The sequence below is a fragment of the Streptomyces sp. GESEQ-35 genome (assembly GCF_017948485.1).
In the GTDB taxonomy this organism is placed as follows: domain Bacteria; phylum Actinomycetota; class Actinomycetes; order Streptomycetales; family Streptomycetaceae; genus Streptomyces.
In genome coordinates this window covers 249,782-262,835 of record NZ_JAFFSX010000007.1, presented here as the reverse complement: position 1 = coordinate 262,835, position 13,054 = coordinate 249,782, and the positions used below count along the sequence as shown (strand labels likewise).

15 protein-coding genes and 2 pseudogenes are annotated in these 13,054 nt (G+C 67.1%); 10 read left to right on the top strand and 7 right to left on the bottom strand.

Annotation, left to right across the window (positions count from 1 at the left end; translation table 11 throughout):
- Window positions 1–110: 110 nt before the first annotated feature.
- Window positions 111–737, bottom strand: a complete 627-nt coding sequence (locus KCH87_RS16735) for a DUF305 domain-containing protein (protein WP_210586886.1) — start codon at window positions 735–737, stop codon at window positions 111–113.
- A complete protein-coding gene (locus KCH87_RS16730) occupies window positions 734–1,396 on the bottom strand; it encodes a DUF3105 domain-containing protein (RefSeq protein WP_210586885.1) in 663 nt (220 codons plus the stop codon). The genes KCH87_RS16735 and KCH87_RS16730 overlap by 4 nt, the downstream gene beginning before the upstream one ends.
- 308 nt (window positions 1,397–1,704) lie before the next feature.
- Between KCH87_RS16730 and KCH87_RS16725 the strand changes: the two genes are divergently transcribed.
- Window positions 1,705–3,066 carry a glutamine synthetase family protein gene (locus KCH87_RS16725; protein ID WP_210586884.1) on the top strand — a complete coding sequence of 454 codons (1,362 nt, stop codon included), beginning with the start codon at window positions 1,705–1,707 and terminating at the stop codon, window positions 3,064–3,066.
- A 95-nt stretch (window positions 3,067–3,161) separates the two neighbouring features.
- On the opposite strand, the pseudogene KCH87_RS16720 reads toward KCH87_RS16725, so the two are convergent.
- Window positions 3,162–3,377 (bottom strand): annotated as a pseudogene (locus KCH87_RS16720) (tyrosine-type recombinase/integrase); the annotation flags it as partial.
- Window positions 3,378–3,434: 57 nt separating this feature from the next.
- Here KCH87_RS16720 and KCH87_RS16715 point away from each other — a divergent pair.
- Together KCH87_RS16715 and KCH87_RS16710 are read left to right on the top strand one after the other, a co-directional pair.
- A complete protein-coding gene (locus tag KCH87_RS16715; RefSeq protein WP_247196309.1) occupies window positions 3,435–4,043 on the top strand; it encodes a hypothetical protein in 609 nt (202 codons plus the stop codon).
- Between the two features lie 277 nt (window positions 4,044–4,320).
- On the top strand, window positions 4,321–4,611 hold the full coding sequence (locus tag KCH87_RS16710; RefSeq protein WP_210586883.1) for a hypothetical protein: 291 nt from the start codon (window positions 4,321–4,323) through the stop codon (window positions 4,609–4,611).
- Between the two features lie 532 nt (window positions 4,612–5,143).
- On the opposite strand, the gene KCH87_RS16705 is transcribed toward KCH87_RS16710, so the two are convergent.
- A complete protein-coding gene (locus KCH87_RS16705; RefSeq protein WP_247196308.1) occupies window positions 5,144–5,800 on the bottom strand; it encodes a phosphotransferase enzyme family protein in 657 nt (218 codons plus the stop codon).
- The gene (locus KCH87_RS49080) at window positions 5,683–6,303 is read right to left on the bottom strand and encodes a GntR family transcriptional regulator (protein WP_308298842.1); all 621 of its coding nucleotides are present in this window, start codon (window positions 6,301–6,303) and stop codon (window positions 5,683–5,685) included. The genes KCH87_RS16705 and KCH87_RS49080 overlap by 118 nt, the downstream gene beginning before the upstream one ends.
- 313 nt (window positions 6,304–6,616) lie before the next feature.
- Between KCH87_RS49080 and KCH87_RS16695 the strand changes: the two genes are divergently transcribed.
- The 6 genes and pseudogenes from KCH87_RS16695 (at window position 6,617) to KCH87_RS16680 (ending at window position 10,468) form a co-directional block, all read left to right on the top strand.
- Entirely contained in the window at window positions 6,617–6,820 is a 204-nt protein-coding gene (locus tag KCH87_RS16695) for a hypothetical protein (RefSeq protein ID WP_210586882.1), read from the top strand.
- 403 nt (window positions 6,821–7,223) lie between these two features.
- A complete protein-coding gene (locus tag KCH87_RS50415; RefSeq protein ID WP_308298841.1) occupies window positions 7,224–7,391 on the top strand; it encodes a DUF6233 domain-containing protein in 168 nt (55 codons plus the stop codon).
- 108 nt (window positions 7,392–7,499) lie between these two features.
- Window positions 7,500–7,907: a hypothetical protein gene (locus KCH87_RS16690; protein WP_210586881.1), complete on the top strand. Its 408-nt coding sequence runs from the start codon at window positions 7,500–7,502 to the stop codon at window positions 7,905–7,907.
- The gene (locus KCH87_RS16685; RefSeq protein ID WP_210586880.1) at window positions 7,891–8,751 is read left to right on the top strand and encodes a pentapeptide repeat-containing protein; all 861 of its coding nucleotides are present in this window, start codon (window positions 7,891–7,893) and stop codon (window positions 8,749–8,751) included. Before KCH87_RS16690 ends, KCH87_RS16685 begins: the two co-directional genes overlap by 17 nt.
- A gap of 1,368 nt (window positions 8,752–10,119) precedes the next feature.
- Window positions 10,120–10,206: pseudogene (locus KCH87_RS50755) on the top strand (glutamine synthetase); the annotation flags it as partial.
- Between the two features lie 46 nt (window positions 10,207–10,252).
- Window positions 10,253–10,468: a hypothetical protein gene (locus tag KCH87_RS16680; protein WP_210586879.1), complete on the top strand. Its 216-nt coding sequence runs from the start codon at window positions 10,253–10,255 to the stop codon at window positions 10,466–10,468.
- Window positions 10,469–10,505: 37 nt separating this feature from the next.
- Here KCH87_RS16680 and map read toward each other — a convergent pair whose 3' ends face one another.
- Window positions 10,506–11,288, bottom strand: coding sequence for a type I methionyl aminopeptidase (gene map, locus KCH87_RS16675; RefSeq protein ID WP_210586878.1), 783 nt, complete (start codon window positions 11,286–11,288; stop codon window positions 10,506–10,508).
- Window positions 11,289–11,354: 66 nt separating this feature from the next.
- On the opposite strand from map, the gene KCH87_RS16670 reads away from it, so the two are divergent.
- A complete protein-coding gene (locus KCH87_RS16670; RefSeq protein ID WP_210586877.1) occupies window positions 11,355–11,657 on the top strand; it encodes a helix-turn-helix domain-containing protein in 303 nt (100 codons plus the stop codon).
- Window positions 11,658–11,828: 171 nt separating this feature from the next.
- Here KCH87_RS16670 and KCH87_RS16665 read toward each other — a convergent pair whose 3' ends face one another.
- Window positions 11,829–13,046, bottom strand: a complete 1,218-nt coding sequence (locus KCH87_RS16665; RefSeq protein ID WP_210586876.1) for an MFS transporter — start codon at window positions 13,044–13,046, stop codon at window positions 11,829–11,831.
- Window positions 13,047–13,054: the final 8 nt, after the last annotated feature.

Genomic DNA, 13,054 nt, shown 5'->3' with positions numbered 1-13,054 from the left:
GCGATGAACCGTTCATGCCAGGGGAATCCGGGGGGAATGGGTAACCCAAGAAGCCCCCAAGGAACCGTATACACAGGGGATTTGAGGCATACGTCCCCCGAAGCCTTGCGTCAACGCGCCTTCGCGCCCCGCTCCTTGAGCAGATCCGCCATCAGCTGGATCTCCGACTCCTGCGCGTCGACCATGCCCTGCGCGAGATCCTTCTCCACCCCGACCGAGCAGCGCTCCACACACCCCTCGGCCATATGGATGCCGCCCTTGTGATGGTCCGTCATCAGCTGCAGATAGAAGATCTCGGCCTGCTTGCCGTTGAGCTTCCCCAGCTTCTCCAGGTCGGAGTTGGTCGCCATGCCCGGCATCAGCGCGCCGTCCTCGCCTGAGGCCATGCCGCCCATGTCCATCCAGGTCATCGGCCCGTCCGCCGACACCTTCGGCAACGCCCACAGGGTCAGCCAGCCCAGCAGCATGCCGCGCTGATTGGCCTGCGTCTGCGCGACGTCGTACGCGAGCCGCCGTACCTCCGTGTCGTCGGTGCGGTCGCGCACGATGTACGACATCTCCACGGCCTGCTGGTGATGTACGGCCATGTCACGCGCGAACCCGGCATCCGCGGAGTCGGCGGCCGGCGGCTCGACACCGGAGTTGCCGTCCTCGGCGACCGCGTAGGTGATCGCGCCCGCGGCGACGAGCACGGCAGCCGCGGTCCCGCCGATCCAGCCGGCCTGCGACCGTTTCACTTCGACAGCCCACCCGTGCAGGCGGCACCCGGCTCGGGCGTCTGCTCACCCTGGACGTACTTCTCGAAGAACTTGCCGACATTCGGGTCGTCCGCACTCGTCACCGTGCGCTGATGCCCCCACGCCGTGAGCATGATCGGGTCCTTCTGCTTCTCGTCCGGACTCATCAGCGAGTACGGCGTCTGCTTCACCTTCGCCGCCAGCGCGTCCACGTCCTTCTTGGCCGCCTTGCTGGTGTACGTCACCCAGACCGCGCCGTGCTCCAGCGAGTGCACGGCGTTCATGTTGTTGATCTCCTCGGTGTAGACGTCCCCGTTGCAGTTCATCCACACCTGGTTGTGGTCGCCGCCGACCGGGGGCTCCACCGGGTACTTCACGGTCTTGGTGACGTGGGTCTGGGTCAGCTTGCCCTCCCAGGTCTTCACGCCGTCCGCGCCCGTGACGAACTTCCCGGTGCTGGAGTCGCTCGCCGTGGCGGCGTCGTCGTCGGACTGCGACTGCATGAGCACAACACCGCCGACGACGAGACCGGCGACGACCACCGCGCTGGCCGCGATGGTGAGGATGCGATTGCGGCGCTCGCGGGCACGCTCGGCGCGCCGCATCTCCTCTATTCGCGCCTTGCGCTCAGCGGAGTTGCTCTTCTTGGCGGAGCCCATGGGGTGTGTCCTTCTGGGGAAAGGGTCGGGTCAGCTGATCGTAATGGGGGAGGAGGGGCAATTCGTAGGGCGATCACAGTAATGGCGGCTTCCAGTACGGCCGGGCGTTACGGATGTCGGTGCGAGCAGGCACTATGGGCACTGAGCAGTACACCTCCCGGATCGGAGGCGTTCACGCCGAGGTCGGCGGGGCGATCATGGTCGGCAACGCGCATGAAATGGTGTTGTGGTGTGATGCTCAGGTGCCCGACCGCCTCCCACGGTGCAGAGGACAGGCGGCCTGACCAGCAAGGATGGGGAAGCGGAAGATGGACAAGCAGCAGGAGTTCGTGCTCCGTACATTGGAGGAGCGCGACATCCGTTTCGTACGCCTGTGGTTCACGGACGTGCTGGGCTTCCTCAAGTCCGTCGCGGTGGCCCCGGCCGAGCTGGAGCAGGCCTTCGACGAGGGCATCGGTTTCGACGGCTCCGCGATCGAGGGCTTCGCCCGGGTGTACGAGTCCGACATGATCGCCAAGCCGGACCCGTCGACCTTCCAGGTCCTGCCCTGGCGCGCCGAGGCCCCCGGTACGGCCCGCATGTTCTGCGACATCCTCATGCCGGACGGCTCCCCGTCCTTCGCCGACCCGAGGTATGTCCTCAAGCGGGCCCTGTCCAAGACCTCCGACCTGGGCTTCACCTTCTACACGCACCCCGAGATCGAGTTCTTCCTGCTGAAGGACAAGCCGCTGGACGGCTCGCGGCCGACCCCCGCCGACAACTCGGGCTACTTCGACCACACGCCCACCCACGTCGGCCAGGACTTCCGCCGTCAGGCGATCACGATGCTGGAGTCGATGGGCATCTCGGTCGAGTTCTCGCACCACGAGGGCGCCCCGGGCCAGCAGGAGATCGACCTCCGCTACGCGGACGCGCTCTCCACGGCCGACAACATCATGACGTTCCGCCTGGTCATGAAGCAGGTGGCGCTGGAGCAGGGGGTCCAGGCGACCTTCATGCCGAAGCCGTTCTCCGAGCACCCCGGCTCGGGCATGCACACGCACCTCTCCCTCTTCGAGGGCGACCGCAACGCGTTCTACGAGTCCGGCTCCGAGTACCAGCTCTCCAAGGTCGGCCGCTCCTTCATCGCGGGCCTGCTGAAGCACGCCGCGGAGATCGCCGCGGTGACCAACCAGTGGGTGAACTCGTACAAGCGCATCTGGGGCGGCTCCGAGCGCACCGCCGGCGCCGGCGGCGAGGCTCCCTCCTACATCTGCTGGGGCCACAACAACCGCTCGGCCCTGGTTCGCGTCCCGATGTACAAGCCCGGCAAGACGGGCTCGGCGCGAGTCGAGGTCCGCTCACTCGACACCGGCGCGAACCCGTACCTGGCGTACGCCGTCCTGCTCGCCGCCGGCCTCAAGGGCATCGAGGAGGGCTACGAGCTGCCGCCCGGCGCCGAGGACGACGTCTGGGCCCTCTCCGACGCCGAGCGCCGCGCGATGGGCATCGAGCCGCTGCCGCAGAACCTCGGCGAGGCGCTGTCCCTGATGGAGCGCAGCGACCTGGTCGCCGACACCCTGGGCGAGCACGTCTTCGACTTCTTTATCCGCAACAAGCGGCAGGAGTGGGAGGAGTACCGGTCCGAGGTGACGGCGTTCGAGCTGCGGAAGTCGCTGCCGGTGCTGTAGACACAGGTCAGAGCGGGTTTCCTGCTCATTCGACGAGTGGGGCCGACGGTCGCGGACCGTCGGCCCCGTGGCGTCTCACTCCTCCTGGGCCGTCCCTGGGCCGTCCCTGGGCCGTCGTGCGCCGGATCGGTGCCCTCGTACAGGCTGTCCACGGCCTTCCGGGCCCGTGCGTCGCTGCTCGGCATGAGGTGCGTGTAGACGCGGAGCGTGAACCCCGGATCGTTGTGTCCGAGGTAGTTGCTCAGTGCCTTGATGTTCTCGCCGGCGTCCAGCAGAACCGAGGCGTAGAAGTGCCTCAGGGCGTGCATGCCCTACGGATGGGGCAAGCCGCAGGTGACAGGCTCTTGGGGAGCAGCATCCTCTCCGCGATGAGCCACCAAGCGACCTTTGTCGGCAACTACCGTGAAGCCGCCACACTGGCGCGCGCGGCGAGTATGGGGCCGGCGGCGAGCCTCACGCCTACCCTGGCGGCTCAGTTCAGGGCTATGAAAGCCAGGGCGCTTGCCCGCATGGGCGACGATCGCGGCTGTGACCTGGCGCTTGCGGAAGCAGAGCGACAGCTCGGCCTCCGCACCACCGACAGCGACCCGCCATGGATCGCGTACTTCGACGAAGTGGAGCTTGCTGCCGAGTTCGGTCACTGCTTCCGTGACCTGGGACGATCCGTCGAAGCCACGGAGCGTGGCGCGGGGTCCATCATCGGCGACGGCCTCAACAACCGAAGCGACTTCTTCGCGACCATGGTTCAGGCTGAGTCCTACATCGCCCAAGGGGAGATCAGCCGCGGCTTCGACATCGCCCTAAAAGCCCTGCAACTTGGTGAGAGCCTGAAGTCCGCGCGCTGTGTGCAGTACGTACGAGAGTTCCAGGGGCGCGTCACTCCTGGCATGCAGCGGGCAGCGGAGTTCCGCGACTTCATAGAACAGGCCAGCGGCTTCCGCCTCTGGCAGCAAACTGCCTGGCCACCCTCGGACTGAGCACCTGGGTGGTCAAGTCGAGCGCTCACGACCCCTGGCAGCGTCGAAGAGATCCTTGAGGCGCTCGGGCCCCGCTGCTGGATCCAATCACCCGTGCCTCTGCCATTCAGTCGCCGCTAGCGCGATGATGGGCGTGCTGATGTCCGTGAGCGGACCGGGGGACTTCATGCCTGCGTGGCTTCTTACACTGTTGCTGGCTCTTGTCGTCTCGGGCACGCAAACCTGGTTCAAGTTGGTATCCAGGGAGCCCCCGGCGGGTAAGAGACATGCTCTCACCATGGATGATGCGGTCTTCTGGATCGACTGGATCGTGACTGCCATATCAACGTTCTTCCTGTTCATGTTGGCCGCTGCGCAGCAGGACAGACCCCTCGGCACTCCACAAGTCTTCGCCGCATTAGTGGTGTTGGGGCTGGGTGGAATGTTTATTCCGTTCGGGTTTCGATTCCTTTGCTACGACGGCCATGGGCGAATGAAGGGATGGCTCTACGTGATCGCGGCTGACGCCGTTGGCCTTCTGATATTACTGTCTTCCGTAGCAACAGGGGTGAGCACCTATGGATCCTGAAGCAGCCGCTCGGGATTCCCTAATCCGCGCCCAGAAAGAGCGTCACGACCTAGCGATTCGAGCGGTCCAAATCGCAGCTGCTTGGATTGGCACCCTGGTAACAATTCTTGTGGCGCTAATTGCTGTTATCCTCGCATCAGGGCTGCGTAGCTCTGATGCAACGTCAGCTTGGGTATTGGCGGCTATAGCCGCCAATACCATCTTAAGCGCCGGGGCGTTTAGTGTGGGGCGGGCACTGCGTCGTCAGCAGCAAGCGGGTCAGGCTCTACGAGAAGCTCAGGAGAAATTCCGCAAGAGAACAGGCGATTCCCCGACAGATCTAGGAGATTAGCGCTACGGGCTGGCGCTTGCGCCTTTCGCGTTCCAGGTCGTGCCACACCTATTGCAGTGCGTGACAGAGTGGGCGGAGACGCCCTGTGCATCTCGATGCCGTTTCTGGAGTCTGGGTGATCAGCCATCGGGAACCTAGAACGGCGCCCAGTCTCGGCGCGAGCCGCCTGAGCGCAGGCTCTCCACCCGCTTCTCAACTTCCTCAGCGGCGCGCGGGCTCGCGCCGGCGTTCTGCGAAAGCCACGTGACCATGAGGAGTTCGCGAATGCCCCGCAGGACGGCGTACCCCGACCACTCCCGGACGTCGAAGCCGTAGCCAGCGACGAAATCGGCGTACTCGGCCCCTGTGCGCCAACCGGAAGCTGTCGTAGTACATGGCCGTCTGCATCAGATCCCACTCACGCGGGCCCGTGACGAACCCGTCCAGGTCAATGATCTTAGGGCGGCCTGCCGTGTCACGCAGGACGTTCCCGATGTTGAAGTCTCCGTGCAAGTGCCCTGCGGGGAGCACGAACCTGAGACGGCCGTACTCAGCCGCCAACTGGTCCGCCATCGAGCTGAGATAGGCGCGGGTCGTGTCCGAGATCACTGCACGCTTCAAACGCTGTGTGACCTTGTCGAAAGGCCGAAGCGGGGGCAACGAAAAGGGGGGCGGCTCCAGTTCATGGAGTCGCCGCAGAAGAGTGCCCATTTCGCCAGTACTTGCGTAAGTGTCGCCGTCGGCCAACCCTTCCCAGAAGGTCACAGGGTGGCCGTCGACGACGATGGGCTGTTCCGCTCCCGTGACGAGCCGGGCCGCCGGGTATCCCTCAGCGGCGAGCCATCCCGCCACGGACACCTCCCGACGGATGGACGGCAACCGGTCGGGACTACGGCCCACGCGTGAGACGATCCGGCCTCCGTTGATGCGGAACACTGCGTGGTCCCCAAAGCGCAGAAGCTTGATTCCGTCTGGGTCCACCTCGGCAGCCGCGCAGGCCCTCCGCAAGATGCCCTCTGCTGTGCGATGGCAGAGCGGACGGCGGTCCGTGATGCGCCGAACAGGTCGCACAGTTCCTTCTCGGTCGGGAAGCGGTCGCCAACCTTGACGCCGTCGGCGCGCAACAGGTCTGTCACCCTCTCGACCAGGGGACGGCGGTCACCGGTCCCCGCCACGAACCAGCCGGCGCCCTGGACTGACTCGATCACACCATCAGCCTTGAGTGCGCTTAGCGCCCGCTCGATGGTGCTGCGGCTCACGCCGTAAGTACTCATGAGCGTGGCTTGAGATGGCAGCGCCTCAGTGATCTCGCCCTTCTTGATCTTCTGGCTCAGAGCTTCAGAAACCTGCAAGTGCGTACCTCTCGGACTGGCCTGCGGCACGTGGCCTTCCCCTTCCTCGACCTTGCCGATGTCTTCCCTGCGGCGCCTCTCCGATTCCAGCTTCCCACGTCAGATGCGATCGACTGCCGCGTCTAACGGGATCACCTAGCCAGACGGGTCCCAAGTCGCCAATTTCAAACATGTGAGCGAATTACGTGATGTGGAAGAGGCTCCTGTGCCAGTGCCGGACAAGGCGCCGGGCTGGCGCTAGACGGTTACCGACCTCACCGGGCTCTTTATCGAGCTGCAATGGGACGGACGGCGCGAGCGGACGGAGCTCCTGGAGGTTCGCGACCTCCCGGAAGGTCGCGCCGTGCCCACCATCGTCAACACCCAGTGCCTGCCGGATCCCTCGCGCAGGATTCGCATGGCATGGGTCTACTGGCACCCGGACCACATGCGGCTGGCCAACCGGTGGGCGCGGGGAGCCCTCGCCGCGGCCGAGATCGAATGGCACGAGGGCGACGCCCACCGGATCGACGTCGGCGAGATGAGCGACTGCTTCGACGGCGACTGAACCACGTTCCGGCCGCGCCGCGACATCGAGGTGCGCGCCGGGGGTCGCTGGCACCGGGCCGAACTGTGGTGCCGCCACAACGGGCGCACCGAGGGCCGGGTAGTGATGGACGCATGGATCCCGTTCTACGAGCGCGAGTGGGAGGCCATGGTCACGTACAGGCGGATGTACCGCTGGGATCCCCGGGCGATCCGGACCGCGGGCGCTAAGCGCCGAGCGGATCTAGACTCGAACATGTGAACGAAGATCTGCCGTCCCGACTGGAACTCCTGCACGTCGCGCGGCGCGTACTTGTACAGCAGGCGACATCGGGGCTGGCGCAGATCGACCGGTGGATCGAGGACGAGGAACGCCGGGAAGCGGAGCGGCGCCAGCTTGAGGCGCGGAAGTCGCCACCGCCTGAGTGGCTGCTTCAATACGGCTTGAACCGGCGGAATGTGGACTCGGTACACGCCGGCGACTGCTGGGTGGCCGCCCGGCGAGCCGGGCGGAGGCGCTCGATGCGCTGCGGCAGCAGGTGCCAGCGTTCACGTTCTGCCGTCCGCACACGGCGCTCGGTTTCCTGGACTAGGTGTGCTGTCGCATGAGGTTGGTGCCACGACCGCGATTCTTGCGCAGCCGGTGTCCCCGTTTCCGGCTTTCCTCCCGCACGGCCGGGTCAGCTGGCTACCGTGCTTGTATGACGTGGTGGCAGGCGGCCCTCTGGGGCTTGGCCGGCGGAGGAGCGGCCTCGGTGCTGTCCTTCACGACGGCCGTGGTGTCGTCCGGGTACTCCTGGCCCTGGAGGAAGAAGAACGACGACGGGGAGCCGGCCGGGGAGCTGGGACCGCGGCTATTCGTGCTGGCCGCCGGGGCCTTGCTGGGCGCCGCAGTCGCGGCCGCCGCACATGACCAGATCAGCGGCCCCTGGCCAGCCTTCATCTTCGGCGTCGGCGCCCCCGCAACGCTCCGCGGCCTACTCTCCGGCGTCGAGGTCGCCCCCCGCTCCGACCCCACACCACTCCCTGAGTCCGTGCCGCGAACGTCCGCGCCTCGCGCATCCCTGCCCGCCCCCGGCCCGGGAGAGGTCCGTGAAGACGCACCCTGACACCCCGCTTGGCCGCCTCGCGCTGGCCGCCCGCCCCTCCCGGCCGTGGCTGCACATCCGCGCCTCCCGCTGGTGGCGCTGCGTCCTGCTCGCCGCCGGAGCCCAACAAGCGCCGTGGGCGGGGAAGAACTGGCGCGGTGCGGACCTGACCGCGGCGGAACTGACCGGCGCGAACCTGACCCGCGCGAACCTGACCGGCGCGGACCTGACCGGCGCGCACTTGAACAACGCGAAACTGACCGGCGCGGACCTGACCGGCGCGAAGCTGTACAACGCGGACCTGACCGGCGCGAACCTGTACGACGCGGATCTGACCGGCGCGGACCTGACCGGCGCGAACCTGTACGACGCGGGCCTGACCGGCGCGAACCTGACCCGCGCGAACCTGACCCGCGCGAACCTGACCGGCGCGGAATTGCGCAACGCGGACCTGCGCGACACGAACCTAACCCGCGCGCACTGGTACGGCGCGGACCTGCCCGGCGCGAAGCTGACCGGCACGGACCTGATCAGCGCGAACCTGATTCGCGCGAACCTGATTCGCGCGGACCTGACCGGCGCACACTTGAACAAGGCGAACCTGTTCCGCGCGGACCTGACCGGCGCGAATCTGACCAGCGCGAATCTGACCGGCGCGAATCTGACCGGCGCGGACCTGCGCGACGCGGACCTGCGCGACGCAGATTTTGTGGATTTGACTTGGTCAGAGCAGACACTTTGGCCCGATGCGCTTGCGATGCAGATTCGGGCGCGCTCTGTTCCACTCGGGAGCGGCAAGTGGCGTGTGCAAGGCGCTGGCAATAGCGGGGCCGAGGTGGAAGTTCCGCCCGTGCCCGTGCACTGACGGCGACTCCACTACCGGCCCGTAACTGAGGGCTCAATTGATGCCCGAACCGGCTCTGTCCGAGCTGCGGGGCTAGAAGCGATCCTGACTCGTGCCGAGGTCAGCGGAGCCCGAACTCCGGGTCATGGAGAGGTAAAAGTTTGATGTGTGCTGCAAGTCTGGAGCGGCACTGCGATGGCAATCTGGCGTCGTGGCTCACTCATGTGTCGCCATCAAGGCCAGCCTTCGCGCTGGACCTGTGGAGGGGCAAGCGCTGGCGCGCGGGATCATGCGTGCGACCTGGCAGAAGGGCTAGCCTCATCCTTTAGGCATTGCAATGCCATGCCCACGCGGCTACGGTAGATCGCCCCAGGTCAGCCCCACCCTAACGCACCCGTAGATGCGTCGTGCGGGCGGTTATTTTAGCAAACGTCGCGTTGGTTGGCGCCTCTGTCGCAGCGTGGAGTGCGCAAGTGTCTTGGTTCAACGCGCCTATGCTTGGGCCCAGTTCCTCCCAGAAGTCCCACCAAAGCCGTTCGCCTCGATGGGAGGCGAACACCTGAGCCCGCTCAGGTACCCCTGTGGGATCGAAGGGAGGGATGTAGTGGCCGAGGAGTCTTCTCCAGATGGTCACTGCACGCGGTGTGCAAGTCGCCTGGCTTTTCGGCAGGCGGTGGCCGACTGGGTGCCAGTGATCGCCTTGGTCATCAGGGAAGTGGTGCAGTGCTTCTCGTCTTAGGCGGGACTGCGCGAACCGGCCGGAGGGCCCAGCAGTGAGCCCGACCGCGAATTGATCGGCCGGGCTCGTGATCTGCACCCTCTTGGGGCCTGGCGCTGTTCCAGCAGCGTCGGGCCCTTCCTTGTCTCTTAAGACTTGCAAGGGATTCCCTGCATCGTAGGGCACTCGCGGCATGGCAATGCAATGCCTGTCGCGTTACGGTGGCTGGCGCCTACCTGCGAGCCCCAGGCCGGACCGTAAAACGACTGACGGTCCGCCACGCCACATAGCTCCAGTCCAGGTGGTGCATCTCAAGTGCTCCGCGAAACGCTTCACGGACGCTAGGGGCAGTTGCGGAGTGGCTGCGGTCGGCACCTGTGGGGCGTGGGGTGGTTAGGCCCACTCTCGGGTCTGAGAGCCCGAGTGGCGCGCCACGGCGTGGCGAGTCGGGGGAGCACTTCCCCCCAGGTGTCCCCCAAGCAAGCATTGAGGGGCCGAATCACTTGGTCAGGGGCAACATGGCCAGCCCGCTGTAAATCTGCCGTTGCGCATGAGCGGGGCCGTCCGTGGGCCGTCGAACGGCAGCCCACGGCGACCAACGACGACCGCTCAGCCGCCCACCAACGCTGCGCTGACGTCGATCGAGCGAGGTCGCTCCTGGGCCGCAACACTTCATCCGCAACAAACGGCAGGAGTGGGAGGAGTACCGCTCCGAGGTGACGGCGTTCGAGCTGCGGAAGTCGCTGCCGGTGCTGTAAGCGCAGGTCAGATGGGTTTGCCCGCTCGATGAGGCGTGGAGGACACGTGACGGACGTGGCCGAACCGAACCCGATCAAGCTGATGTGGACCTCTTCGCTGGACGACGTCAAGCGTGCTCTGGAGTCCGCGGCAGAACTCGGGCTCGGCATCGACATCTCCAGCGAGTTGCACCCTGCCGACACCGCCGGACGCCAGGACCTCTCCTGGAGGATCACGCTGTACGACGACATCCCCGAGAGGGACCCCGATTCCGAGGGCTAGAGGACTAGAGGACTAGACGTACTGATCGGGGACGACCTCACGGCTGCGCCCCCTTCGGCAACGTGAGGATTTCGGCTCCGTCGTCGGTGATGGCGATCGTGTGCTCGCTGTGTGCCGTCCGGCAGCCTGTCGCACTTCGGAGCGTCCATCCGTCGGCATCGGTGACGAGTTGAGCGGTGTCCGCCATGACCCACGGCTCCAGTGCCAGCAGCAGGCCGGGGCGCAGTTTGTAGCCACGGCCGGGCCGTCCGGTGTTCGCGATGTGCGGGTCCTGGTGCATCGTTGATCCGATGCCATGACCTCCGAACTCGGTGTTGATCGGGTACCCCGCCTCGCTGAGGACCGTGCCGATCGCGTGGGAGAGGTCGCCGATGCGAGCTCCGGGCCCGGCAGCGGCGATCCCTGCGGCCAGCGCGCGTTCGGTTGCGCTGATCATCGCGACGCTCTCCGGGGGCTTTGCGTCGCCCACGATGAAGCTGATGGCAGCGTCCGCGGCGACTCCGCCTCGGGAGACGGCGAGGTCGAGGGTCAGCAGATCGCCGTCGGCGAGCGGGTAGTCGTACGGCCGTCCGTGGAGCACGGCGTCGTTGACAGCCGTGCAGATGTAGTGGCCGAACGGGCCGCGTCCGAAGGACGGTTCGTAGTCGACGTAGCAGGACTGCGCGCCGGCCTCGACGATCATGGCCTTGGTCCACCGGTCGATATCCAGAAGGTTCGTGCCCGTCGCGCTACGGCTCTTCAGCGTCTGAAGGATGTCGGCGACCAGGGCGCCCGTGTCTTTTGCCCGGGCCAGCAGGGTGGGGTTCAGGATCTCGATCATGCGGCGCCCTTCTCATGCAACCAATAACTATCCCGGCCAAACTATACCGGTACTAGAATCGGAGTCATGGTCAGGTTGCCGCTCACTCCCGCAGAGGTCGAACGCGGACAGCGCCTCGGCGCCCTTCTCCGTCGGGCCAGGGGGGAGCGCTCGATGCTCCGTGTCGCGCTCGACGCATGTGTCTCGCCGGAGACCCTCCGGAAGATCGAGTCGGGCCGCGTGGCCACCCCCGCCTTCCCGACCATCGCGGCGATCGCCGACGTCCTCGGCCTCTCCCTCGATGCGGTGTGGGCCGAGATCAGCGAGCCCGAACGTGGCGTTGAACCGACCGACTCCGGCCGCAACACACCTGAGCGATTGGCCTCGTAAGGCTCCATCCCGCGCGTGGGGCCGACGCTCGCGGACTGTCGGCCACTCGGTGTCCCCCGCTTCGCCCCGAACGGCCGCGCGGCCTCGCCCCAAAGCGCCGAACGGCCTCGCCCCAAAGCGCCGGACGGGCCGAGATGGCCCGACCGGCGCCGAAAGCAAGGCCCGTGCCGATCAGAAGTGCACGGTCTCCGACCGCTCCGGCACATGCCCCGCAACCAGCCGTTCGCGCCCGGCCTGCGGATCCCGGCGCCGGTCGACGACGTACGCCGCCCCCGCCACCGCCAGCCCGAGCACCGCCAGTGCCGCGCCCGCGAGTGCCGGAGAGGTGACTCCGAAGCCCGCGGCGAGGGCCAGCCCGCCGATCCATGCGCCGCCGGCGTTCGCCAGGTTGAAGGCCGCCTGGTTGGCGGAGGAGGCCAGGGACGGGGCGGAGGACGCCTTTTCCATGACCATCAGCAGGAGCGGGGAGCTGGTGACGAAGGACGCCGTGCCGAGCAGGACGACGCCGAGGGGCGCGCTCCACGCCGTGCCCATCAGGGCCGGGAAGAGGGCCAGGACCGCCGCCAGCGAGATCAGGCCGCCGAACAAGGTGCCCCGCATCGAGCGGTCCGCGAGCCGCCCGCCGAGCAGGTTGCCGGCCGTGGCGCCGACGCCGAACAGCGCCAGCAGCAGGGTCACGCTGGAGTCGGCGTACCCAGCAGAGTCGGTGAGCATCGGCGTGATGTAGCTGTACGCGGCGAACAGCGCGCCGAAGCCGGCGACCGTGGTGCCGAGCGCGAGCCACACGGGCAGCGACTTCAGCGCCGCCAGTTCGCCGCGCAGGCCGGCGGAGGGGGCGTGCGTGCCGTCACGCGGGACGAGCAGCGCCAGGGACACGATGGCCGCGACACCGATCACGCTGACGCCGAGGAACGTGGACCGCCAGCCCAGGGACTGGCCCATCAGCGTGGCCACGGGCACGCCCGCGATGTTGGCGACGGTCAGGCCGAGGAACATCAGCGACACCGCGCGCGCCTTGCGCTCCGGCGCCGCGAGCCCGGTCGCCACGACCGCGCCGACGCCGAAGAAGGCGCCGTGCGGCAGCCCGCTGAGGAAGCGGGCGGCGAGCAGCCAGTGGTAGTCGGGGGCGAAGGCGGAGAGCGCGTTGCCCGCGACGAACAGGGCCATCAGCCCGATCAGCACCGTGCGCCGGGACATGCGCGCGGTGACGGCGGCGAGCAGCGGGGCGCCGATGACGACGCCGAGCGCGTACGCGGAGACGAGGTGGCCGGCGGTGGGGATCGAGATGTTCAGGTCGTCCGCGACGTCGGGCAGCAGGCCCATCATCACGAACTCGGTGGTGCCGATGCCGAAGGCGCCCACGGCGAGGGCGAGCAGGGCCAGGGGCATGAGGTGCC

Coding starts and splice junctions, on each gene's coding strand:
- KCH87_RS16730 (WP_210586885.1), bottom strand. CDS start 1,396: ATGGGCTCCGCCAAGAAGAGCAACTCCGCTGAGCGCAAGGCGCGAATA.
- KCH87_RS16725 (WP_210586884.1), top strand. CDS start 1,705: ATGGACAAGCAGCAGGAGTTCGTGCTCCGTACATTGGAGGAGCGCGAC.
- KCH87_RS16715 (WP_247196309.1), top strand. CDS start 3,435: ATGAGCCACCAAGCGACCTTTGTCGGCAACTACCGTGAAGCCGCCACA.
- KCH87_RS16710 (WP_210586883.1), top strand. CDS start 4,321: ATGGATGATGCGGTCTTCTGGATCGACTGGATCGTGACTGCCATATCA.
- KCH87_RS16690 (WP_210586881.1), top strand. CDS start 7,500: ATGACGTGGTGGCAGGCGGCCCTCTGGGGCTTGGCCGGCGGAGGAGCG.
- map (WP_210586878.1), bottom strand. CDS start 11,288: ATGATCGAGATCCTGAACCCCACCCTGCTGGCCCGGGCAAAAGACACG.
- KCH87_RS16670 (WP_210586877.1), top strand. CDS start 11,355: ATGGTCAGGTTGCCGCTCACTCCCGCAGAGGTCGAACGCGGACAGCGC.
- KCH87_RS16665 (WP_210586876.1), bottom strand. CDS start 13,046: ATGCCCCTGGCCCTGCTCGCCCTCGCCGTGGGCGCCTTCGGCATCGGC.